This is a genomic window from Pseudomonas sp. JZ134, assembly GCF_051027695.1.
Classification (GTDB): Bacteria; Pseudomonadota; Gammaproteobacteria; order Pseudomonadales; family Pseudomonadaceae; genus Chryseomonas; species Chryseomonas luteola.
On the sequence record NZ_CP069250.1, the window covers coordinates 709,036 to 733,099 of the forward strand.

Consider the following 24,064-nt stretch of genomic DNA (forward strand, 5'->3'; position numbering starts at 1 on the left):
CAGCATGTCCTGAATGGCTCCAAGGGTGAGCCTGAAAGGATTCAGGCTCACCGGGAGGGGAGGGGCTTACCAGATCTTGATGCGCTTGTCCGGGGGCAGGTACATCTGGTCGTCTGGCTTGACGTCATAGGCCTCGTAGAAACCAGGCACGTTACTCAGCACCCCATTGGTGCGGTATTGCGCCGGTGAGTGCGGGTCGGTTTTCAGACGATTGAGCAGGTTCTGTTGTGTGTACTTGGTGCACCAGACCTGCGCCCATCCGGTAAAGAAGCGTTGTTCGGCCGTCATGCCGTCAATGACAGGGGTAGGTTTGCCGTTCAATGACAGGTGATACGCCGAGTAGGAGATCGTTACGCCACCCAGGTCGGCAATATTTTCACCCAGGGTAAAGCGGCCATTGATGTGATAGCCCGGTACCGGCTCATAGGCCGAGTACTGTTCAGCCAGCGCTGTCGCACGCTTTGCGAAGCGCTCGCGGTCTGTCTTGGTCCACCATTCTCGCAGATTGCCGTCGCCATCGAATTGCGAGCCCTGATCATCGAAACCATGACTGATTTCGTGACCGATGACTGCACCGATACCACCGTAATTGACAGCATCTTCTGCCTGCATGTTGAAGAAGGGCGGTTGCAGGATGGCGGCCGGGAAGACGATCTCGTTACGCAGCGGGTTGTAGTAGGCGTTGACTGTTTGTGGCGTCATGGCCCACTCATCTGGATCGACCGGCTTGCCGAGTTTGGCAAGGTTGCGCTGATACTCGAATGTCTGGGCCCGCTGCAGGTTGCCGATCAGGTCATCCGGGGCAATGTGCAAAGATGAGTAGTCACGCCACTGGTTGGGGTACCCGATCTTATAGGTGAACTTCGCCAGCTTGGCCTTGGCTGCCTGGCGGGTGTCTTCGCTCATCCAGTCCAGCTTATCCATAGCCTGCCCATAGGCGGTGATGAGGTTGCGAACCAGCGCCTCCATGCGGGCCTTGTTTTCCGGCGGAAAATGACGCGCGACATATTCCTTGCCTAGGGCTTCACCCAGGCTGCCTTCAACCGCACTTACGCCACGCTTCCACCGTGGACGCTGCTCCTTGGCGCCGTTCAGGGTCTGTTGGAAGAATGCGAAATCCTCCTGGGCATAGGCGTGCGGTAGTGCCTGAGCATAGGCATGCAGCACGTGCCACTTGAGGTAGGTTTTCCAGGTGGAGAGCGGTGTGGATGTCAAGAGCTTGCCAAGCCCCGTGATGTAGCTGGGCTGCTCGACAATGATCGGATGCTGACCGACAAAGCCGGTCTCCTTCAGGTACGACGGCCAGTCGATGGCACGGGTCAGCGTACGCAGTTGGGTGGGCTCATAGGCATTGTAGGTCTTGATGGGGTCGCGGTTGTCGACTTTGTCCCACTGGGCCAGGGCGATCTGCTTTTCCAGTGCAGCCACTTTGCGGGCACTACCGGCAGGGTCCGGGAGGTTGGCTAGGCTTAGCATACGCTGCATGTGCCCGACGAAGCCGGAGCGGATCTCGGCGAATGACGTGTCATCGATCAGGTAGTAATCCCGATCGGGCAGGCTGAGACCGGACTGGGCAATCTCGGCTACGTATCGCTTGGAGTCCTTAGCATCCTGGGTGACATAGGGTTCGAGCGGAACATCGATACCCAGCCGCTGGAAGCGGGCCATTGTGATGAGCAGCGAGCGACGGTCATGAATGGAGTCGATAGCATCGAACGCACCCTGCAAGGGTTTGAGCCCCTGCGCCTCGATGGCGGCTTCATTCATGAAGGAGGCATACAGGTCGCCGATTTTCTGCTCGTCGCTGCCAGTAGCCTTGCCGGGCTTGGCGGCCAGCGCCTCGATGATGGCGTGCAGCTGTTTCTCGGTGGTATCGGCAATGGCATGGAAAGCGCCGTAGCTGGTCTTGTCGGCCGGGATAGGTGTGTTTTTCAACCATTGACCGTTAATGGCGTTGAAAAAATCATCCTGAGGCCGGACGCCGGGATCGAAGTTCTCCTTCTTGATGCCGGACTGCAGCGTGTTGGCAGGGGTTTGGGGCTGGACAAATTCCGATTTACCGCAGGCGCTCAACGCCAGTACACAAACGGCGCCGGCAAAGATATGTCTCATGGGATCTCCATTGGGATTAGCGGTCACGCACGTGACTATAACGGGCTCGCTTATGGCGAGGCCAACGGCTTTGCAAGGGCAGGGCCAGGCACTGCCGAGGGCGTATCACACCCGTTATGTCTGTGGTGAACGTACCAGAGGCACGCGACTCTGGCACTGTTTTGGGCTATGGAACATCCCTTGTAGAGCGCCTGGCTGCAAAATGGTGCCCGCTATCGGCACGGTAAGGCGTCACTCCGGGCAGCTGGCCGCCAGAGTAGGTTGCTGCGCTACCTGAAGTTTTCGCAGGAGATCCCGCTTCTTGGAGTGATGCGCCTGCATGCGTGCCAGCAGATCGTGCAGAGTATGGACGGCCTTCAGAATGTGCGGACCCTTGTTCAGCATCACGCATTCGGCCCGTACGCCCATGGCGGCATCCGTAATCTCGGCCCGCGACGGCGCGCCTTTCTTGGCCAGGGTTTCCAGTACCTGGGTCGCCCAGATCACCGGCACATGGGCCGCTTCGCACAGGCAAAGTATTTCTTCCTGAAGCTCAGCCAGTCGTTCGAAGCCGCTTTCTACCGCCAGATCGCCCCGCGCGATCATGACGCCGAAACGCGGAAGATTCATGCCTGCAAAGAGCAGCGCCGGCAGGTTCTCGAAGCCTCGACGTGTCTCGATCTTGAGCACGACGCCCAGCTCATGGGCGTTCAGTCGATCAATGTGATGGAGCAGGGTCCTAACGTCATCTGCCGTGTTAACGAAAGAGAATTCGACCACGTCGGCATGCTCGGCTGCGAACGACAGGGCTTCGATGTCATGGGGCGTGAGCGCATCGAGACGCAGATGGCTGTCCGGAAAGTTGATGCCTTTGTCGCTCTTGAGCTTGGCACCCCCAGGCGCGTGGGTGATACGGATACGCAGCGTCTCGCTCTGCACCGAATCAATAATTCCACCAATCTTGCCATCGTCGAACCAGACTGGCTCGCCAGCCCGTACATCCTCGAAGATTTCCGGCAGCGTGCAGCCGATGGACGCTGGGGTCAGGACTTCTCCGAAACTGTCGTAGGTTGCCGGATGCCCGGTATGTTGATCCTTGGTCAGAATCAGCACATCGCCCTCCACCAGCTTGATGGCCTGCTCTTGAGCCGGGAAGGGCGCAATGCGTGTCTCGCGTTTCCGGCCTTTCCTGTCCTTGATCGAGAGGGCTGTGTTCGGCGTCAGGTAGGCGGTCTTGTAGAGTTCGCCCCAGCACCCTTCGCGGGAGATATCAACGATCTCGATCTGCCGCTTCGAGCCGCGGGCATCGTGAAGGATTATCTGTGTATGTGGCTGGAGATTCGATAACCAGTCCGCTGCCACCGGCAGGCTGGCATCTGCCTGGGTCGGTGGAGCTTGAGGGTTTTCTCTGGCGGTCAGCCAGAGGCGGGCTGGCTTGACTGCTCGACCGAAATCATCGCGGGTCGGCTTGACGCGTATCACGGCCGGGCCTGCGTTGACTTGCCCGGTGCGCAGCTTGGGACCCGCAAGGTCCATCATGACGCGGCAAGGCTTGCCAAGGGCCTTTTCCGCTCGGCGTGCATGTTCAATCATCTGTTGCCAGGTCTTGGCGTCGTCATGAGCACAGTTGATGCGCATGCTGTCCATGCCGGCTGCCAGCAGATCATGCACAAGCGAGTAGTCCTGTGCGGCCTCGCTGGGCATGGTCACCATGATTCGGACTCCACGCCCGACAGGCGTTGCGCCAAACAGAGCCTCGGTGTGCTCATGCAGCAGCTGCTCGCCCCGGTCCATGCCCAGCGGCTCATAGGGAGGAGGCGCGCTCTTGCTGCCAGAGAGCGTTTGCAGGATTTCGATAAGGGTGGTGATTGCAGCCAGGATGTAAGCTTCCGAGCGCCCCAGCGACGACAGTCCCAGCCGTGCCAGGCGTGCCTGTAGCGGCCGGATGTCATGGCGGCGTAGCGCCAGATAGTTAAGCAGGTTATGTGCGCTCTCGGTATAGCTCTGGTGTACATGCTCCGCCAGGATGGGTGCATCACAGGCCGCCGTGATCATCTCCTCACGCAGCGCGATCAGTTCGGACAGGGCCGCTTCGATATCGGCCGGGATCAGTACGCCTGGGGGAAGTGTCCTGGTGTTCAAGTGATAACCTCAACAGTCAAAGTCCGGATGACAACAGGCGTCATTACGTCGCGTCGGCCGAGCTAAGCACAGGTATGTGACGTTGGTATGTAGGGGTGCCCTTATGGCGACAGGCGAAGGTTTAGAAAGAACCAGACTGTGGGTGTTCTGCAGGATAGCGGACGCTTTGTTTCATGAGATTACGGTAATGGCATATCTGCTCAGAAAGCTATCTATGTAGGCAAAGGCTTACAAGAAGTGACTGTGATTGACGCTAGGGAAGAAGGCGGCGGTGGCGTAATCTTCTTACCCAAGGAATGCAGCGCAGGACGCGCTCATGAGCCTCAAGGATGAAAGACCCGCCAGGATGGCACTCGATAAGGATATCGAGCGGTCAGCAAAAACCCCGCCTAGGCGGGGTTTTTTCGTTGGGCCGGAAAAAGGATCTCCTCGAAATCCTCTCCGGCAAGCCCTCACTCACGTATGGGAGTGAGGGGCTGGTGTTTCGCTCTGGGCGGTATTGGTAGGCGGCAGGTTGTCGGGCGGAATGGCCAGCGCGCGCAGCGCACCTGACATGATTTGGCTGAACACCGGTGCCGAAACCAGACCGCCGTAGTAGCCGATCTTGGTTGGGGAGTCCATCATTACGGCCAGTACCAGCTTGGGATCGCTGGCGGGCGCCATGCCTACGAACATCGAACGATAGGCATGCTCCTTGTAGCCGCCGCCCCCGGAGCGACGGGCAGTACCACTTTTCCCTGCCACCTGATAGCCCGGCACCCGGGCGCGCACGACGCCGCTGGGATCTTCCACTACCTCCTTGAGCATCATGCGAATCCGATGCGCCACCTGTGGGTCCATCGCAGGCACCAGTTGTTGTGGGTTATCGCGCAGCAGCGAGAGTGGGGCAAGCTTTCCGTCATTGGCAAAGACCGTATAGGCCTGGGCCAGCTCGGCGGTATTGACGGCCAGACTATAGCCATAGGACATGCTGGCTGTGGCGATTCTGGACCATTTCACATGGTTGGGCAGATAACCTGCGTTTTCACCCGGGAAACCCAGAGACAGGGGCGAGCCAAAGCCGACCCGGGCCAGCTGTTCAAGGATAGGTTTGGGACCGACTTCCAAGGCAACCTTGCTCATGCCGATGTTCGACGAGTTGATCAGCACGCCGGTCATGGTCAGGATGTCCCGACGTGCTACGTCGCGAATCGTGTGGCCGTCGATGACAAACCAGCCCGGCGCCACACTCACTTGGGTATTTTCGTTGAATTTTCCCGTGGCCAGCGCTGCTGACATGCTGAACGGCTTGATAACCGAGCCGGGTTCGAACACATCGGTTAACGCGCGGTTACGCATGAAAGTCGGGTTGATGGATGCACGGTTGTTCGGGTTATAAGACGGAAAGTTCGCCATGGCCAGGATCTGACCATTCTTGGGGTTGACCAGTACGGCCGAGCCGGACAGGGCACCAAACTTGGTTACTGCCTCCTGCAGGGCGCGATAGGCCTCGAACTGCAGACGCAAGTCGATGGACAGGGCAATGTCCTGGCTGGGCTTGGGCTGTTTGTCGACCTTGATGTTCTTGACGATGGAGCCGCGCGGGTTGATCAGCACCTCGCGAACGCCTGCTTTCCCGCTGAGCCACTCGTTGTAGCCCAGCTCCACGCCCTCCTGGCCTTCACCATCCAGGTTCACCAGACCAATCAATTGGGCTGTCAGGTCGGAGGTGGGGTAATAGCGCTTGTACTCCTTGAGCTGGTGCACGCCCTTGATATCGAGCGCCATGATGTCCTCGCCCTCAATGGGCGACAGGCCACGGGCCAGGTAAAGGAAATGCTTTTCCGAGCGGGCCTTGATATAGGATATGAGCTCGTCTGCGGGACGATGCAGTGCCGCTGCCAGCGCAGGCACCCGGTCCATGCTCTCCTTCATTTCCGAAGGGTTGCACCAGATCGTCGACACTTCGGTTGAGACGGCCAGGGGGGAGCCATTGCGGTCGGTAATCAGGCCGCGGGTAACGGGGATGGGGATATGACGAACGCTGCGTCGTTCGCCCTGATCGATCAGGAACTCACTGTCATGAACTCGGAGATAGACCAGCCTGGACGCGACGGCCAGAGTGAGCAGGAACAAAAAAAATAACACCGCATGAAAACGGTAGCGGTTTGAAAATCCATTCATGATCTTGGCAACTTGACGTGTTCAATGCCTGGGCAGGCCATCGTCAGGCCTGCTGGCCCGATGAGGCGAGAAAGCGCGGATAGTACCGTAAAGGTGCCAGTAGTTGGCGATGGGTTTCGCATCAGCGTAGGCATCTTTCGATCTCGAAGGCGCGACACGACCAATGGTCATTCCGCCAAACCACCGGTCTTGAGCGGCTCTCACAGGCGGGATCGCTAGCGTCTGGGTGTAATGCCGTGCTTGTGCAGCTTCCGGTAAAGCGTGTTTCGGCTTATGCCAAGGCGTTCGGCCGTGCGTGTCATCTGCCAATGTTCCTGCTCCAGTATCTGGAGCAGGGCGGTCTTTTCGGCATCTTCCAGAGGCGCATCCAGCGTCAGGGCGGACAGGCTCGTCGGGCTGGAAATCTCCTGCGGCAGATCACCCCTGCGAATCACCCCGTCCTCGCACAAGGCCACCAGGGTTCGCAGGACATTGCGCAACTGACGAACATTGCCTGGCCATTGGTACCCAAGCAGGGCCTGGCGAGCCTCGGCGTCCAGGTGCAGGCTCTGGCCCTGCGCCTCTTCAAGCAGCAAGTGATTGAGCAGCGCGGCCTTGTCGAGCCGCTCACGTACCGGCGGCAGGCTCACCACCAGACCGTTGAGCCGGTAGTACAAATCCTCCCGAAAGCTGCCGTCGCCTACCCGTATCCTGAGATCGCGGTGGGTGGCGCTAATGATGCGGATGTCAATCGTCTGCGGTTGTCCGCCCAGCGGAACGACCTGCCGTTCCTCCAGTACGCGCAGCAGGCGGGTCTGCAACATCAGGGGCATATCGCCGATTTCATCGAGAAACAGGGTGCCGCCGTGGGCTTCGAGTAGCTTGCCACGCATGCCTTCCTTGCGCGCACCGGTAAACGTGCCACCGGCATAGCCGAACAGCTCGCTTTCGATAAGTGGTTCCGGGATCGCCGCGCAGTTAAGAGCAATAAAAGGCTTGCTAGCGCGCGAACCGGCCAGATGCAGGGCCTTGGCGAAGGCTTCCTTGCCAGTTCCTGTCTCACCGGTAAGCAGCACCGGAACATCGCGCTCCATGACCTTGCGGGCGCGCTCGAACTCCCGCGCAAGGGCAGGATCTTCGAGGCACAGCGCTGGACGCGGCGGGGTACGGACAGGCACGGAATGAACAAGCTTGAGCGGCGCTCGCAGCTGTCCATAGAAGCGTGTTCCCTCAGTGCTGTACAGCGGCCAGCAATGTGTAGGATGCGGTTGTGCACGATCAAGTAACGAGGCAAGGGGAAGCTCGACGAGCGCCTCCACGGGTTGCCCCAGAAGGACCGGTCGCGTCGTGCTCAGGAGGTTCAGCGCGCTTTCGTTGATGGCGCTGATTCGGCCAGACTCATCAAACGCCAGCAAACCTTCACTCAACAGCCCGACGTAATCCGGCTGGGTATGGAAGCGCAGCAGATAGCTGTCCTCGCATTGACGCAGGAAATAGCAGCTTTCGATGAGCTTGGCCGACAGGTTGACCAGCGCCATGGTGTGAAACTGGCTCTGCCGGGAAACGGTGCGCCGCGCCGAGGACACATCCAGTACGGCCAAAAGGTCTCCGGCAGGGTCGAATACCGGGCTGGCGGAGCATGTCAGGATGGTGTGGCGATTGCGGAAGTGCTCATCCTGATGAATCGTCAGTGCATGCCGTTCGACCGCGCAGGTGCCGATGCCATTGGTGCCCTCGCAGGATTCGCTCCAGTCTGCTCCCAACCACAGGCCTGCCCGCTGAAAGGTGTCTCGTTCGGCCTCGTGGGTGATGCAATCGAGAATAAGGCCGCTGGCATCGGTAAGCAGGACGGCATGACCGGCACCCGCGAGCTGCTGATGCAGGCGATTCATCTCGCCATGGGCGATTTCCAGCACCCGTTGCGAGCGCTCGCGCTGTTCAAGGATACGAGGGTGTTCGAGTACGCTGGGCGAGGTGGCAGTGGACGGATCCAGGCGGTGCTGTTCAAGACAGCGACGCCACGAACGGGCAATGGCAGGATCGGTGTCGGCCTGGCCCAGACCATGACCAACGGCAAGCACCTGACGCGTGTGACGACTCATGGGTGTGGCAGTCATTCTTATTGTGCTCCGCAAGGTGAATTCCGGGTCCTTGATTCACAGGAACCCTCCGATTCAGCGAAGTGCGTAATAGCGCCTATGCTTGATCAGGCGCAGGTTAAATGCAATGCAGATCATGGACTGTGTCAGAAGTGGTACAGCCTGTCACGCCTGCTGTCCTGGCGCTGACACACGATGTGACACCTGCCGGTTCGTGCCGGACAGCCGAAGCCGCCTGCGGCGCACATTTGCCACAGTTGGCCCAGGCCTTGCTATTTCTCAGGTATTACCGGTCCTCATAACAAACACAACATCGGGAGAACCACCATGCGTTACGCAGCCCCTGGCAGCCAAGGTGCTCTGATCACCCTGCAATCCCGTTACGGCAATTACATCGGCGGCGAATTCGTACCGCCGGTCAAGGGCCAATATTTCACCAATACCTCGCCGGTCAATGGCTCTGTCATTGGCGAGTTTCCCCGTTCCTCTGCTGAAGATATCGAAAAAGCGTTGGATGCTGCCCATGCGGCGGCAGATGCCTGGGGCAAGACGTCAGTACAGGCGCGCTCGTTGACCCTGCTCAAGATTGCCGACCGCATCGAGCAGAATCTGGAAAAACTAGCCATTGCCGAAACCTGGGACAACGGCAAGGCCGTGCGTGAAACTCTTAATGCCGACGTGCCGCTGGCTGCCGATCATTTCCGCTACTTTGCAGGTTGTATCCGTGCTCAGGAGGGGACGGCAGCCGAAATCGACCAGCATACGGCGGCGTATCACTTCCATGAGCCGCTCGGCGTGGTCGGGCAGATCATTCCCTGGAACTTCCCGCTTCTGATGGCTGCCTGGAAGCTGGCGCCCGCGCTGGCTGCAGGTAACTGTGTGGTGCTCAAACCGGCCGAGCAGACGCCGCTCTCCATTACGCTCTTCGTTGAGATGATTGGCGACCTGCTGCCACCCGGTGTGATCAATATCGTGCAGGGCTACGGCAAGGAGGCGGGGGAAGCCCTGGCAACTAGCACACGCATCGCCAAGATTGCCTTTACCGGCTCGACGCCGGTGGGCTCGCACATCCTCAAGTGCGCCGCGGCCAATATCATTCCAAGTACGGTCGAGTTGGGGGGCAAGTCACCCAACATCTATTTCGACGACATCATGGGCGCGGAGCAAAGCTTTATTGAAAAGGCGGCCGAAGGGCTGGTGCTTGGCTTCTTCAACCAGGGAGAGGTGTGTACCTGTCCATCCCGCGCCCTGGTGCAGGAATCTATCTATGAGCCGTTCATGGCGGAAGTCATGAAAAAGGTTGCGCAGATCAAGCGCGGTGATCCGTTGGACACCGACACCATGGTCGGCGCCCAGGCCTCTCAGCAGCAGTTCGAAAAGATAGTCTCGTACCTGGAAATCGCGCGTGGCGAAGGGGCCGAATTTTTGACTGGCGGCGCGGTGGAAACCCTGCAGGGCGACCTGGCCAATGGGTATTACATCCAGCCGACCCTGCTCAAGGGCCACAACAAGATGCGGGTATTCCAGGAAGAGATCTTCGGGCCGGTCATCGGCGTGACCACGTTCAAGGACGAGGCCGAAGCGCTTGCCATTGCTAACGATACCGAGTTTGGCCTGGGCGCGGGGGTCTGGACGCGGGATATCAATCGCGCGTATCGCATGGGTCGCGGCATCAAGGCCGGGCGTGTGTGGACCAACTGCTATCACCTCTATCCTGCCCATGCGGCATTCGGTGGCTACAAGAAGTCCGGCATCGGTCGCGAGACCCACAAGATGATGCTGGATCATTATCAGCAGACCAAGAACCTGCTGATCAGCTACGACACGAATCCGCTGGGCTTCTTCTAGGCCCGTCATGGGGGCCGGTGAATCCTCATCGGCCCCTGGGACTGCGGCGTATCTACTCCTGTGAAGGCTCAACCTGAGCCTTCCTTGAGCCAGGTCATCATTTCTGTGCCTTGTTTGCTCCAGGCTTGCAGTATGGAGCGCCGGAACGATTGATCTGTATTTGCCAGCACTACTCCATACGTCATGTATCCATGAGGGATCACGTCATGCCTAAAACAATGAAAGCTGCCGTCGTTCGTGAGTTTGGTAAACCGCTGGAAATCGAGGAGGTGGATGTCCCTACCCCAGGCGCAGGACAGGTCCTGGTGAAGATCGAAGCCTCCGGGGTGTGCCATACCGACCTGCATGCCGCCGAAGGCGATTGGCCGGTCAAACCCAATCCGCCCTTCATCCCGGGGCATGAAGGGGTTGGGTATGTGGTCGGGGTGGGCGCTGGCGTCACCCATGTGAAGGAGGGGGATCGGGTCGGTATCCCATGGTTGTACTCCGCCTGTGGTCATTGCGAACACTGCCTCGGGGGTTGGGAAACACTGTGCGAGGATCAGAAGAACACGGGCTACTCGGTCAATGGCGGCTTTGCCGAATATGCCCTGGCTGATGCCGGCTACGTGGGGCGGCTGCCGGATAATGTGGGCTTTGTGGAGATTGCGCCGGTGTTGTGTGCCGGGGTGACCGTTTACAAGGGACTCAAGATGACCGAAACCAAGCCCGGGCAGTGGGTAGTGATCTCCGGAATTGGTGGCCTTGGACACATGGCCGTGCAGTATGCCAAGGCCATGGGCATGAACGTGGCCGCAGTCGATGTGGACGATAAGAAGCTGGAACTGGCGCGCCGGCTGGGGGCTGAGGTTACGGTCAACTGCCGTGAGCTGGACCCGGCGGGCTATCTGAAAAAGGAGATCGGCGGCGCCCACGGTGCCCTGGTCACGGCTGTCTCGCCCAAGGCGTTCGAGCAGGCTATCGGCATGACCCGTCGTGGTGGCACCATTGCCCTGAACGGGCTTCCGCCGGGAGAATTCCCATTATCGATCTTCGACATGGTCCTCAACGGCACAACCGTTCGCGGCTCCATCGTCGGGACGCGGCTGGATTTGCAGGAAGCCCTGGAGTTTGCCGGTGAGGGCAAGGTCAAGGCGACGGTTGCAGCCGAACCCCTCGAAAACATTAACGACATCTTTTCCCGGATGCACGAAGGCAAGATCGAAGGACGTATCGTGATCGATATGAGCCTTTCATGATCGGGCCGGTTATCCGCCCGCCGTGTGCAGTCGGGCGGATAACGGCTTAACGTTCCGCTGCCATCTTGACGGCCAGCCCCGCCAACACCGTACCCATCAGCCACCGCTGAACAGTCAGCCATAACGGGCGGCCTGCCAGAAACGCTGCAATAGAGCCTGCCGTAAAGGCGATCAATCCGTTCACGGTTACGCTGATCAGAATCTGCGTCGCGCCCAGGAGCAGGGACTGGGTCAACACGCTGCCCTGTGCAGGGGAAATGAACTGAGGCAGCAACGACAGGTAGATCACGGCAATCTTGGGATTGAGCAGGTTGGTCACAAAGCCCATGGCGAAGAGTTTGCGTGGACTGTCCTTGGGTAGGTCCCTGACCTGAAACGGAGACCGTCCGCCGGGTTTCACGGCCTGCCAGGCCAGATACAGCAGATACAGCGCACCGCCTATCCGCAGCGCATCGTAGGCGAAGGGCACCGCCATCAGCAGAGCAGTGATTCCAAGGGCTGCACAGACCATGTAGAACGCAAAGCCCAGGGCCACGCCGCCAAGAGAAATCATGCCAGTCGTTCGGCCCTGGCAGATGGAGCGGGAAATCAGATAGACCATGTTTGGTCCGGGTGTCAGCGCCATGCCCAGGGTGATGGCCGCAAAGGCGAGCAGGTGTGAAAGTTCAGGCATGACGGCTCCGTTCAAGACATTGTTTCTAGGCTATCTATATATCATCGGAAAACGTTCAATGGATTGAATAATAAGCCAGCAGGAAAGGGCTAAGCTTAGAGCACTCGCTATATACAACAAGAACAAGGTGAAAGGCCCATGAATGCGCAACAACCCTTTCTCTCTCCATTATCTGCTGTCATCGAGGAGATTCAGGCGTTTCTCGGTGAGCGGATCGTAACCAGTCTCGCGGAGCGTGAACAGCATGGTCATGGCGAGTCCTACCATGCGACCCGGATGCCTGATGCCGTCTGCTATGCACATAGCACCGAAGAAGTCTCCCGCATCGTCAAGGTCTGCGCCCACTACGGCGTTCCCATCGTTCCCTTTGGGGGCGGCACCTCGCTGGAAGGGCATGTCTGTGCGCTCAAGGGTGGTATCTGTATAGACCTTAGTCGCATGCAGCGCATCCTGGCGGTCCGCCCGGGCGATCTGGATGCCACGGTTGAAGCCGGAGTGACGCGCCAGCAGCTCAATACCGAACTGCGGGCCACGGGACTGTTCTTCCCTATCGATCCGGGCGGAGAAAGCACCCTGGGCGGCATGGCGGCAACACGTGCCTCCGGGACCAATGCCGTACGCTACGGGACCATGCGGGAGAATGTCCTGTCGCTGACCGTGGTGTTGGCCGATGGCCAAATCATCAAGACGGCCAACCGTGCCCGCAAGTCCTCGGCGGGTTATGACCTGACGCGGCTGTTTGTGGGCTCGGAAGGTACGCTGGGGATCATCACCGAAGTGACCTTGAGGCTCTATGGCATTCCGGAAATCACGTCCGCTGCGGTATGTACCTTTCCCGATGTAGAGAGCGCTGTGACCTCGGTGGTAACGATCATCCAATACGGTATTCCTGTCGCCCGGGTCGAGCTGCTGGATGCGCGGACTATCATGGCTGTGAACCGCTATTCAAAGATGACGCTGGATGAGCGGCCCACCTTGTTCTTCGAATTTCACGGCTCACCGGCAGGCGTTGCCGAACAGGTAGAGCTGACCCAATCAATCACCGAGGGCAACGGGGCGCTGAGCTTTGTCGCTGCGGCCGATGCCGACTCGCGTAACGCGCTCTGGAAGGCCCGCCACAATGTACACTACGCCATGCAGGCCATGCGGCCGAATGGACGGGTATGGAGTACCGACGTGTGCGTGCCTATCTCGCAGCTGACGCCCTGTATTACGGAAACTGAAAAAGACGTGCTGGCCGCCTCGTTCTTTATCGCGATGGTTGGACATGTGGGGGATGGTAATTTTCACCTAGGGCTGGTGGTCGATCCGTCCAGTGAAGCCGAACTGGCGGAGGCCGAAGCGCTCAATGAGCGGCTGGTGCGCCGCGCCATCGCCCTGGACGGGACCGCCACGGGCGAGCATGGCGTAGGGTCGGGCAAGATCAAGTTCATGACGCTTGAGCATGGCGCCGCAGTGAACACCATGCGCACCCTCAAAATGGCGCTGGACCCCCAGGGAATTCTCAACCCAGGGAAGGTGCTCCCGGACGCCGATGTCTGACGCCTCGGCAAGCAGGCCCGCCTGGAAATAACAGCGGGCCAGCTTTACATACCTTTTTATAGATCGGATCTTTGTATACCCCAGGAAAGACGCATGGTGTACTTTCTGGGACAGAGCAGGGGCGGACGATAGGATCAGGCGAACCCGCCATTGGCGCGGATGACTTGCGCGTTGATCCAGCTGCCTGCAGGGCTTGCCAGAAACGCCACCACCTCGGCGATGTCCTCAGACGTTCCGAGGCGCTCAAGCGGTGTAGCCTGTTCGATCTGCCGGATCTGCTCCTCACTTTTGTCATTGAGAAAGAGCTCGGTTGCCACCGGGCCGGGCGCAATGGCATTGACGGTGATGTCCTGACCGCGCAATTCATTAGCCAATACTCTGACCAAACCTTCAACGCCAGCCTTTGTGGCGATATAGGGGCCGTACGTGGGCAGCGATTTGGCGATCACGCTGCTGGATAGCGCAATGATCCGGCCGCCACGCTCCACCTGCTGCGCCGCCTGGCTCAACACCAGAAACGTGCCGCGCAGGTTGACGGCCATCATTCGGTCAAACGCCTCCAGGTCACCTGCCGAAACAGGAGTATTGGTCATGATACCGGCGCTGTTCACGACTATATCGATCCGTCCGTAGGCTTCCTTGGCCGCCTTGAACAGGGTCTGCACATCTTCCAGAGTGGCAACGTCGCCTCTGACCGCGAGGGCATTACCTTCCAGTGACTCTATTTCAGCCACCAAAGCCTCCGCAGGGCCTCGGCTGTGGGCGTACTGAATGGCAACGGAAAAGCCTGCCTGGGCGAGACGTTTGGCAATGGCGTGTCCGATACCACGGGAAGCGCCGGTAACAATGGCTGTACGGGATGAATGCGGCATGTCCGACTCCTAAAGGCAGGGCCGGAACGTCCAGCCCTTTCATGGCTGTCATTTTTTGCAATTCATTGGCATTGGATAAATGCACAGAACTTGGTAAGACCGTTCAACAGGCACCAACAATGGGCTGAAGTCATGGATAGATTCGAGTCGCTGCGGCTGTTTACCCGTATCGTCGAGCTGGGCAGCTTCACGCAGGCAGCCAATGCCCTAGGTATCCCTCGGGCTACGGCAACCCACGCGGTTAAGGAGCTGGAGAAGCGGTTGGGAACGCGCCTGCTGGAACGTACCACCCGGCAGGTCCGCACAACGCTCGATGGTCAGGCCTATTACGAGCGATGCTCTCGTATTCTGGCAGATCTCGAAGAGGCTGAGTCTTCCCTGAGCGCCATTGCGGCCAATCCGCGCGGCATGCTTCGCGTCGATCTGCACGGCAGTCATGCCACACGAATCATCCTTCCTCGAATCGCCGAATTCCGGCAGCGTTATCCAGACATTGAGTTGTCCATCAGCAGCGGTGATCGGTTGGTGGATCTGGTGCGTGAAGGAATCGATTGTGTGGTGCGGGCAGGGCACCCTAGGGACTCAACGCTGATCGTAAAAAGGCTGGCGCTCATGCCCGAGGTGGTCTGTGCAAGCCCTGGCTACTTTGCCCGCTATGGTGTGCCAAAGCATCCAGATGAGTTGACCCACCATCAGGCCGTTGGCTTCTTTGCCAGCAGCCACGACATTCGTTACCCCTTCACCTTTCAGGTTGAGGGGCAGGTTATCGAGTGCGATCTTGGCGGTTGGATCTCGGTCAACGATGCCGAATGCTATACCCGCGCAGCCCTGAGCGGTTGCGGTTTGATTCAGGTGCCTCGCTTTCGGGTGGAAAAATACCTGAAAGCGGGGCGGCTGAAGGCGGTTCTACAAGAGTTTGCTACGCCGGGCCTGCCGGTTTCATTGCTCTATCCCCAACACAGGCAGATATCGCCTCGAGTGAGAGTTTTTGTGGAGTGGCTGACTGACCTGTACCGCGACCGTTTTGACCCGATAACCTGAGCTGGCAGTTGGTTTTATTTGGCTGGATGGATTTCTTGCCAGAGGTGGACCTTGTTGACGAAGGCTTTGCCAATGGAGACCGCCATCGGCTCTACCCCGAACACCTCAAAACCGCAACGTTCATACAGGCGCAGTGCGGTGTGGTTGCCTTCCGTGACGGTAAGCTGTACCAGCCTGATGTCTTCGCGATGTCGGGCATGCTCCAGTACAGCTTGGATCAGATGAAAGCCGATGCCTTGACGGCCAAACCGCTGTGGAACGTACATGCCAAACAGAGTGGCCTTGTGCCTGATCTTTTCTCGAGTTTCGAAGGAAAGTCCTGCTACACCCAGCAGCTGATCCTTATCGAATGCGCCAAATACCGCATCGCTTTCCAGCCGGGATCGCCACCAGTCCAACGGTAGCACCGCGCGCTCCGCCTCGCTGGAGGTAAAAGCTTCCGGATGCAAGGCATAAGCCTCAAGCATCAGGGTGCGGTAACTGATTGCATGATCTGGACAAAGACGGTGGATAACCATGATGAACGGTAATAAAAAGTAGTTTATTTAATTATAACCAGCTGCTTTTTTAAAGATCTTAACAAGGTTTTCACATAGTGCTTGGTAATAAGTATTTTATTGACCCTTCATATTGAAAATTTATTCATGGTCCCTGATTTTTAGCCGATAAGTTTGTTTGCCAGAATTCTTTTTGCAGATTAAACATCTGCATCTTTATAGCCCTGCAGTTTGCCTTTTCAGGCAAAGGATGTGTGTATGCTAAGACGCATGAGAATCGCACAACGGACCGTATTATGTTTTGGTCTCATTATTATCCTGCTGTTTGGGCTTGGTGTCTTTTGCCTGCTCCAGATGGCGGAGATCAGAAAGTCCGGCGAGGTCATTCAGAACGAATCGTTACCCAGTCTGGCTTTAGGCGATGAGCTTGGCATTGCACTTGCCCGTTTGCGTACCACAGCATTGCAACTCTATGTATACGACCTGCCGGAAGAGCAAACCAAATATAAGGAGCGATTTTCCAAAATAACGGCTCAGGTCGAGCGCGTCATGGCAGACTACAACAAGGATGCCGATGCGCCGGAAGAAGTTAATGCCATGAAGACGCTGGGCGATTCTTATCAGGTTTATAAAGAAGCCATATATAAGGTTATCTCCCTGATGGACGCTCAAAAGCCAGAAGAGGCGTTGAAAGTTCTTCGCAGTGTTGCCTCTTACTCAGACATTATCAATGCGCAGATTGAAGTTCTGGCAAACCATAACCAGAAAGAAGCGCAGGGTGCAGGTAACAATGCCAACAATGCCTACACTCAGGCACGCACCATTGCCATTACAGCCATTACTTTGGCTGTCTTGTTTGGTGCACTGCTTGCCTGGTTTTTTAGCCGTAGCATCATTTTACCAATTCGTTCGGCGGTCAGCGTGGCCCAACAGATTGCGCAAAACGATCTTACGGGGCGTATCGATACCCAAGGTGTAGATGAAGCAGCTCAACTGCTTCAGTCCTTGAACCTCATGCAGGAAAACCTGCGTACAACATTGGGCGAAATCGAGGGTTCTGCCAACCAGCTTGCAGCTGCTGCGGAGGAAATGAGCAACATTACCCAGGAAAGCAAGCGGGATATTCAACAGCAAAACAGTGAACTGGATCTTGCAGCGACGGCCGTAACCGAGATGAGTGCTGCGGTGGATGAAGTGGCCTCCAATGCAGTGGCTACTTCGGAGGAATCCAAAGCGTCCACCCGTACCGCCGAGCAGGGCCAGGCTCAACTCAGCGAAACCATTGAGTCGATCCAGTCCATGGTGAGCAACGTGCTGGGAGCTTCTCAGCGAGCGGAAGCGTTGGCTGCGCAAACGCAAAACATCAGCAAGGTTCTCGATGTTATTCGTGCTGTGGCTGAGCAGACCAACCTGCTGGCGCTTAACGCAGCGATCGAAGCTGCACGAGCTGGAGATGCCGGACGGGGCTTTGCAGTGGTTGCCGATGAAGTTCGCGCCCTGGCCCACCGGACCGGCGAGTCGACTCGCGAAATCGAGAGCATGATCGGCCAGATTCAGGTCGGTACGCGCGAAACCGTAAGTGCATTGCAAAGCAGTGCCGAGCAGGCAGGGGAGACTATGGATAAGGCGAGCGCTGCTGAACAAGCTCTGCACAGCATTACCTGTGCGGTCATGGGTATTAACGAGCGTAACCTGGTTATCGCAACTGCCGCTGAAGAACAGGCGCAGGTTGCTCGCGAGGTGGATCGCAATCTGGTGCGCATCCGCGACCTGTCCCAGCAGACAGCCTCTGGCGCAGAACAGACAGGCGTGGCCAGCCATGAATTGTCGCGTCTGGCAACGGACCTCAACGGCATGATCCGGCGGTTCGCTCTGTAACTCAGTCGCCTATCGGCTGTAACTTCTTTTCGCGCAATAAAAAGCGGCTCACAAGAGCCGCTTTTTTCATGCACTATTTCTACAGATCAAGGGTAGCGACGGCGCTCAGGCGCTGGCGGGAAGTATTGATACAGCCATGTTTCGCTGAGCGTTCGGTCGTTGGTGCGGATGAACAGGCGCATGTCTACCGGGTCCACGCTATCGCTGGTCGGATACCAGTCGAAGATCACACGATACCCTTTGATGTCCGGTATCCAGAGGACGTGGAAGTCTTTCAGCTCACCGCTCGAGACCTTGACGACGGGCTCGATTCCGGTGCCTTGAGGGAGGGTATCCAGGCCACCGCCCACGAAGTCCACCGCAAAGCGGCGGGCCCAGACGTCTGGATAGTGCTCACCCGGCGCCCACCCCTCTACGAAGCCGCCCATGCCGGAGCGCGTCGCATGGACCTGTGCCAGCGGTGTTCTAACCGGCGGCAGCGCGCTCCAGTAGAGCTTGTAGCCGTAGCGCAGCTCTTTGCCCGCCGTGATAGGCACCTTGGGATTCCAGCAGGCCACGATGTTATCGAGCGTCTCGCCGGTTGTCGGGATTTCCAGTAGATCAATGCTGCCTTCACCCCATTCCGTAGTGGGCTCGACCCACAGGCTTGGGCGGCGGCTGTACCAGTCCACCGTATCTTGATAGCTGGAAAACTCATGGTCGCTCTGCACGAGACCAAAGCCCTTGGGGTTTTTGTCTTCGAATGCATTGAACTGAAGCTTGGCAGGGTTATTCAGCGGACGGCACACCCACTCGCCATTACCGCGCCACATATAGAGGCGGTCGGAGTCATGGATCTGCGGGTGGATGGTGTCGCACATGCGGCGCTCATGGGTGCCGCAACTGAACATGCTCGTCATCGGCGCAATACCCAGCTGCTTGATTTCCTTGCGCGCATAGATATTAGCGTCGATTGCCATTACCACCTGCGTGGCGCGGCAGTCGATGTCGAAGCGATATGCACCGGTCGCGCTGGGCGAGTCGAGCAGAGCATAGACTACAAATCGCGTGCTGTGCGGCTCGGGCGTCTCGAACCAGAACTTGGTGAAGTTCGGGAATTCCTCCACCGTATCCGAGAAGTTATTAATGGCAAGGCCACGGGCAGACAAGCCGTACTGCTTGGTATCGTCCACTGCACGGAAGTAGCTTGCCCCCAGGAACGAGACGATATCGTGCTGCGTCAGCTCGGGTGACTTGAACACCTTGAAGCCGGCGAAGCCCAGGTCACCCTTGAGTTGTGACTTATCGACGCCGCTGTTCTCGTACTTGAACATCTGAGGCCGGAAATGGATTTCCGTGGCCTGCTTTTTCTTTGGATCAACGCTGTACATGCGGACCGGCTGTTTGAAGCCCATGCCAACATGGAAGAACTGAACATCGAGCTGGCCTTTCAGGTCATGCCATAGCGACTCGTTGGCATCGTACTGAATGGCGTTGAACTGCTGTGGCGTCATTTTTGCCAGCGTGGGCGGCAACTGCTGAGACGTATCCACATAGGCACTGGCTGCCATCTGCTTGGCCTGATTTTTCAGCAAATCGAATTCGAACGGTTCTACATCCTGGCTGGAGGCGCCAGACAGGGATTGAGCGGCGAATACGGTCGTCGAAGGAAGACCGGTATACGCGGCAAAGGCCAGTGAAGCTTTCAGAAGATCTCTGCGGTGCATACATGAACCTATGTGACTAAGATGTCGTCAAGCGCTGTGGCAACGGGTCCGGCTCTGTCCGATAACAAAGACCTGTCTCGAATAATCCTCAACGCAGCGGCTGAGGGTAAGAGATGTTTGCGAACGAGAACAGTTCGATTCTGTTTCGGAAACTGTAAAACACTGCACAAAGCTGTCGATTTGGGTCTGGAATGCCTTTTCAGGGTGTTTCCAGGGGTTGTCTCATCTGTCCCGCTGGGGCAGACGAGACATAGTCCGACACGAATCCTGTCAGGCGCGGCGCAGCAGCATGCGCTCGATGGCGCTCAGCAGCACCCCGTAGAGCGGCAGGAACAAGAGCAGGCTGACGCTGAGCTTGACGGTATAGTCGACCCAGGCAATCTCCACCCAATGCTCGGCCATGAAAGGGTTGTCGCTGTGCCAGAAGGCAATGGAGAAAAAGGCGAAGGTATCAAGCAGGTTGCCCAGTATCGTCGAGGCAGTAGGTGCTATCCACCATTGCTGCAGCTGACGCAGACGATCAAAGACATGGATATCTACCAGCTGGCCCAGCACATAGGCAAAAAAGCTCGCCAATGAGATACGCAGTACAAAGGTATTGAATTGCGCCAAGGCTTCCAGGCCGCGGAATGCGCCTTCCTGGAACAGCACAGAAAGGATGTACGAGACGACCAGCGCCGGCACCATGACTCGGGCGATGACCTGGCGCGCCGGGCCTTTACCGAGAATCCGCACCGTCAAATCAGTGGCTAAGAAGATGAACGGAAAGCTGAATGCGCCCCAGGTTGTATGCCAGCCAAACAGGTTGAGCGGCAGCTGGACGAGGTAGTTACTTGCGATGATGATCAGGATATGAAAGCCAATCAGGCCGGCCAATGCCGAGCGCCTGACGGAAGAGGTCAGTTGCATGATGCATCCTTTTTAGTGGAATGGGGTGAGGGAACCCATGACGTTGATCTGCTCTTGGGAGCAGGGCGCGCATTCTAAGCGCAGTGCCGACTAAAACGTAGCGAAATTCGCCGGGCGTTATTGACGCACCCAGGAAAAAGCCCACCAGGCGGTGGGCTTTTCAATACACAGCGCTTACAGGCGGAACTGCGCGACCTGCTTGTCCAATGACTGGGCCAGATGCTGAATGCTCGATGCATTGCGCGAGGCGCTTTCAATGGAATGGCTGTTGGTCTCTGCCATCTGCGCGATGCGCTCCACGCTGCGGGCTACATCCTGGCTGGCAGCAGATTGTTCACGCAGTGCCATGGAGATCTGGTCAACCACGGAGATGATGCGATCCGAGCCACTGCGAATCTCGTCGATGGCCTGGCTGGCCGAGTGAGCCAGTTCCACACCCTGGTTCACCTGAGTCACGCCCACGTTCATGCTGCTGACTGCGTCCTGGGTGCTCGCCTGGATCTTCTTGATCATGTCGGCGATTTCCTGGGTTGACTTGCCGGTGCGCTGCGCCAGCAGGCGAACTTCATCGGCGACCACCGCAAAGCCGCGGCCCTGGTCACCTGCACGGGCGGCCTCGATGGCTGCGTTCAGGGCCAACAGGTTAGTCTGCTCGGCAATCTCGCTGATCACGTTCACGATGGAGGTGATCTGATCGGCGTGGCGGTCCAGCTCGGAAATCTGTTCAGCCGAGCTCTGCACCGTACCGGCGATCTGCGTCATGCTGTCCAGGGTTTGCTTGATGACATTGCCACCCTGGATGGAGCGCTTGCCGGAGTCAGTAGAGATGCCGTGGGCCTCGTTCGCGCTGGTCGAGACATGGCTGATGCTGACGGTGAGTTCTTCCACGGTAGCGGCCATGGAGGATGCCGAGCTTGACTGGTCCCGTGCGGCGACAGCCAGTTGCTCCGAGGTGTTGGAGATATCGCGAGCGGCCGTCAGAAGCTGCTCGGCACCACCCTTGATCTCGGAAATCATTTCCCGCAGGCGCTGCTGCATGGCGTTGAAGGCCTTAAGCAAGCTGCCAATTTCATCTTCGCCGGTGCTGCGGATCTGAGTATCCAGACGGCCAGCGGCAATGGCCTGAGCAACCTGAATGGCATCATTTAGACGGCGCTTGATGGATACGGATAGGCTGAAGGCAATGACTATGGCCGCTAGGGCAGCCAGGATTCCACCCCCGATAAGCGTCCAGATAGCAACCTGTTCGGCAGACTGCATGGCTTCATTACGCACGCCCAGCAGCTTGGACTCATCGTTGCTGAAGTCAGCGATGATCTTGCGCATCTTGTCCATCTTGGCCTTGTCCTGACGGTCGATGATGCGTTGCACCATGTCGTCCATGGAGGAGGCACCTTGTACGACTGCGCGGCGTAGCTGGATGGAACGCTCGATGTCTTCGCTCAGCCACTTCATTTGCGTGGCCTTGAGTTCATCCAGACGGGTTTGCTGGGTCGGGTTATCCGACGTCAGGTTTTTAAGCTTCGTCCAGGTTTGCTCAAACGCTGTTTTCCCTGCGTTGTAAGGTTCCAGAAAGTCGTCCTGACCGCTGAGGGCAAATCCACGCATACCCGTTTCGATGTTGGTCAGGCTAATCAACAGGTTGTTAGCCCCATCAATGGTCTGATAAGTATGAATGTTCCACTTGACCGAATTATCGACCTCGGTAAAGCCGTGGCGGGCTACATACACCAGGATGCAGATGATCGCGATGATAAGCCCAAAGCCTGCACCAAGCTTTTTGGCAATACTTAAATTGGACAACATGGGACGCGCTCCGATAGGAGAAGGCAGTAAAGGTTTCACCTGCTCTGTATCGGTAAAAAAATGAAATATCTTTAGGCTGGACGCACCCTGCAGATGGCGATTATTCGGCAGCCGCTCTAGCGCGGCTATCTAAAGCGCTCCGTTGGTAAGAGGAGCGCTTTGAGCCTTGCGGCCTTATGAAAGGGATATTCCCAGCTGCTCTTCACAGCGCTTGAGCGAGCGCGCCTGGGTCTCGGCGTACAGGGCCAGCTCATCCAGTACCGACGCGCCCAGTGCCTGCTCGAAGCGGTCCTTACTGGACGCCTCGGCATACTGCGTCTGAGCCTGATCGCCCAGGTTAGACTGGAAAATACCGGCCGCGCTGACCGGCAGAAAGTCCTCATATACCAGTGGTTCATAGTGGATATAATCTGACTGGATCAAGGCATCCAGATCTCTTGGCCCATCCTGGGTAACCGCATCGTCCTTGTCGGTGACGAAGTAACGAAAATAGGCCAGCCCCTGCTTTCTCAAGGATTCATAGCTGTCCGGCAGCTCTGCGAATATGTCGGTCAGTGCCTGCATGTATGCCTGGGCGTTGCTCTCGCTGGGAGCCTGGGTGCGGGCAATGTTCAGGAGCTTGTCGTAGAGCGCACGTCCCTTGGGCGTCAATGCAACACCACGCTGCTCGATCTCGCCAAAGCGGGCCGTGTGGCTGCCAGCAACGGCATTGCCCTGTTCATCGATGAAGGTCACCTTTTCCTGCAACGCCTTAAAGCTTGTCTGGCGAAGCAGAACAGGGCAGCGGCGGGGTGGTGGGCCTTCGATAACTGCCTTGGGCGTAATCCCCCGTGACGGCATGCCTTGCTGGATGGCATCGATATCCAGGGTCCGGGGCGTCAGGTGATTGATGTGCGGCCCCTTGAACGCCACGATATCGGCAATCAGGCGATGCTGGTCGTGCAGCTGCTGATACACCTCGACGCTGACTGTGGCCTCGCCGTGCCAACGGAAGGTTTCCAAGGCTTCACGCACGAAGGCATCGGCGTCGCTTGCGCTCAGGCCGCCTTTTGTTTCGCAACGGGCGATCAGCTCCAGCGCACGTGATGTAAAGATAATGCGCTGAGCCAGAATCGCCGCTGCTTTCTGTCTGAGTGCTTCGTCCTCGATCAGCTCCAGACGGAGCAGGGAGGTAAAGACACGAAAGGGACTTTTTTGCAGCGAAGCCTCGTGGACGGCCCGAAACGCGGTGGAGTGCACCGGCACGCCTGCTTCGGAAAGATCGTAATAACCCACCGGATACATGCCCATGACTGCGAACAGGCGCCGCAGCGTAGCCAGCTCCTGCGCCGTACCTACGCGGATAGCCCCATGGCGCTCCTGGTCCAGCCGCTCGATTTCACCCGTCTGGCGCAGCTGCTCTGCCAAGGTCGGATTGTTTGCCAGCGTACGCTGATTGATATCGCTCACCAGCTCCAGCAATGTCCCATACAAGGGCACTTCGGCCTTGTACATGTCGGACATGGCGCGGGAGAACCGGGCGCGAATCTCATCGGGATCGACAAAAGCCTGCGTCGTCATGGCATACCGCTCCTTAGATG

The 24,064-nt window shown here is 57.8% G+C and carries 15 protein-coding genes and 2 pseudogenes; 6 read left to right on the forward strand and 11 right to left on the reverse strand.

Features of this window, described 5'->3' with window-relative positions; translation table 11 throughout:
• Positions 1-66: 66 nt before the first annotated feature.
• The 4 genes from JQR86_RS03160 to JQR86_RS03175 all read right to left on the reverse strand — a co-directional run bounded on the left by JQR86_RS03160 (position 67) and on the right by JQR86_RS03175 (position 8,492).
• Entirely contained in the window at positions 67-2,112 is a 2,046-nt protein-coding gene (locus JQR86_RS03160; RefSeq protein WP_434154322.1) for a M13 family metallopeptidase, read from the reverse strand.
• Positions 2,113-2,343: 231 nt separating this feature from the next.
• The gene (locus JQR86_RS03165) at positions 2,344-4,233 is read right to left on the reverse strand and encodes a pyruvate kinase (RefSeq protein WP_434154323.1); all 1,890 of its coding nucleotides are present in this window, start codon (positions 4,231-4,233) and stop codon (positions 2,344-2,346) included.
• A gap of 456 nt (positions 4,234-4,689) precedes the next feature.
• On the reverse strand, positions 4,690-6,396 hold the full coding sequence (locus tag JQR86_RS03170) for a peptidoglycan D,D-transpeptidase FtsI family protein (RefSeq protein ID WP_407362311.1): 1,707 nt from the start codon (positions 6,394-6,396) through the stop codon (positions 4,690-4,692).
• A 215-nt stretch (positions 6,397-6,611) separates the two neighbouring features.
• Positions 6,612-8,492, reverse strand: coding sequence for a sigma-54-dependent Fis family transcriptional regulator (locus JQR86_RS03175; RefSeq protein ID WP_407362310.1), 1,881 nt, complete (start codon positions 8,490-8,492; stop codon positions 6,612-6,614).
• A gap of 309 nt (positions 8,493-8,801) precedes the next feature.
• Between JQR86_RS03175 and exaC the strand changes: the two genes are divergently transcribed.
• Together exaC and adhP are read left to right on the forward strand one after the other, a co-directional pair.
• Positions 8,802-10,322 carry an acetaldehyde dehydrogenase ExaC gene (gene exaC, locus JQR86_RS03180; RefSeq protein ID WP_019366011.1) on the forward strand — a complete coding sequence of 507 codons (1,521 nt, stop codon included), beginning with the start codon at positions 8,802-8,804 and terminating at the stop codon, positions 10,320-10,322.
• 206 nt (positions 10,323-10,528) lie between these two features.
• Positions 10,529-11,560 (forward strand): alcohol dehydrogenase AdhP, encoded by a 1,032-nt coding sequence (adhP, locus tag JQR86_RS03185; protein ID WP_010795729.1) that lies wholly within the window; start codon positions 10,529-10,531, stop codon positions 11,558-11,560.
• A gap of 46 nt (positions 11,561-11,606) precedes the next feature.
• Here the strand turns inward: adhP and JQR86_RS03190 are convergent, their stop codons facing one another.
• Positions 11,607-12,233 (reverse strand): LysE family translocator, encoded by a 627-nt coding sequence (locus JQR86_RS03190; protein WP_407362309.1) that lies wholly within the window; start codon positions 12,231-12,233, stop codon positions 11,607-11,609.
• Positions 12,234-12,371: 138 nt separating this feature from the next.
• Here JQR86_RS03190 and JQR86_RS03195 point away from each other — a divergent pair, with 138 nt between their 5' ends.
• The gene (locus tag JQR86_RS03195) at positions 12,372-13,775 is read left to right on the forward strand and encodes an FAD-binding oxidoreductase (RefSeq protein WP_407362308.1); all 1,404 of its coding nucleotides are present in this window, start codon (positions 12,372-12,374) and stop codon (positions 13,773-13,775) included.
• 134 nt (positions 13,776-13,909) lie between these two features.
• Here the strand turns inward: JQR86_RS03195 and JQR86_RS03200 are convergent, their stop codons facing one another.
• Positions 13,910-14,647, reverse strand: coding sequence for an SDR family oxidoreductase (locus tag JQR86_RS03200; protein ID WP_407362307.1), 738 nt, complete (start codon positions 14,645-14,647; stop codon positions 13,910-13,912).
• Between the two features lie 132 nt (positions 14,648-14,779).
• On the opposite strand from JQR86_RS03200, the gene JQR86_RS03205 reads away from it, so the two are divergent.
• Positions 14,780-15,688, forward strand: a complete 909-nt coding sequence (locus JQR86_RS03205) for a LysR family transcriptional regulator (RefSeq protein WP_150346642.1) — start codon at positions 14,780-14,782, stop codon at positions 15,686-15,688.
• A gap of 14 nt (positions 15,689-15,702) precedes the next feature.
• Here JQR86_RS03205 and JQR86_RS03210 read toward each other — a convergent pair whose 3' ends face one another.
• Positions 15,703-16,206 carry a GNAT family N-acetyltransferase gene (locus tag JQR86_RS03210; RefSeq protein ID WP_407362306.1) on the reverse strand — a complete coding sequence of 168 codons (504 nt, stop codon included), beginning with the start codon at positions 16,204-16,206 and terminating at the stop codon, positions 15,703-15,705.
• A gap of 249 nt (positions 16,207-16,455) precedes the next feature.
• On the opposite strand from JQR86_RS03210, the pseudogene JQR86_RS03215 reads away from it, so the two are divergent.
• Together JQR86_RS03215 and JQR86_RS03220 are read left to right on the forward strand one after the other, a co-directional pair.
• Positions 16,456-17,160 (forward strand): annotated as a pseudogene (locus tag JQR86_RS03215) (MCP four helix bundle domain-containing protein); the annotation flags it as partial.
• Between the two features lie 306 nt (positions 17,161-17,466).
• Positions 17,467-18,063 (forward strand): annotated as a pseudogene (locus JQR86_RS03220) (methyl-accepting chemotaxis protein); the annotation flags it as partial.
• An 86-nt stretch (positions 18,064-18,149) separates the two neighbouring features.
• Here the strand turns inward: JQR86_RS03220 and JQR86_RS03225 are convergent.
• From JQR86_RS03225 to hglS, 4 genes are all read right to left on the reverse strand, one after another.
• Complete coding sequence (locus tag JQR86_RS03225; RefSeq protein ID WP_010795723.1) at positions 18,150-19,769, reverse strand: glucan biosynthesis protein D; 1,620 nt, start codon at positions 19,767-19,769, stop codon at positions 18,150-18,152.
• Between the two features lie 270 nt (positions 19,770-20,039).
• Positions 20,040-20,678, reverse strand: coding sequence for a 7-cyano-7-deazaguanine/7-aminomethyl-7-deazaguanine transporter (locus JQR86_RS03230; RefSeq protein WP_074822161.1), 639 nt, complete (start codon positions 20,676-20,678; stop codon positions 20,040-20,042).
• A 174-nt stretch (positions 20,679-20,852) separates the two neighbouring features.
• Positions 20,853-22,484, reverse strand: a complete 1,632-nt coding sequence (locus JQR86_RS03235) for a methyl-accepting chemotaxis protein (protein WP_150346643.1) — start codon at positions 22,482-22,484, stop codon at positions 20,853-20,855.
• Positions 22,485-22,658: 174 nt separating this feature from the next.
• Positions 22,659-24,044, reverse strand: coding sequence for a 2-oxoadipate dioxygenase/decarboxylase HglS (gene hglS, locus JQR86_RS03240; RefSeq protein WP_434154324.1), 1,386 nt, complete (start codon positions 24,042-24,044; stop codon positions 22,659-22,661).
• Positions 24,045-24,064 lie beyond the last annotated feature (20 nt).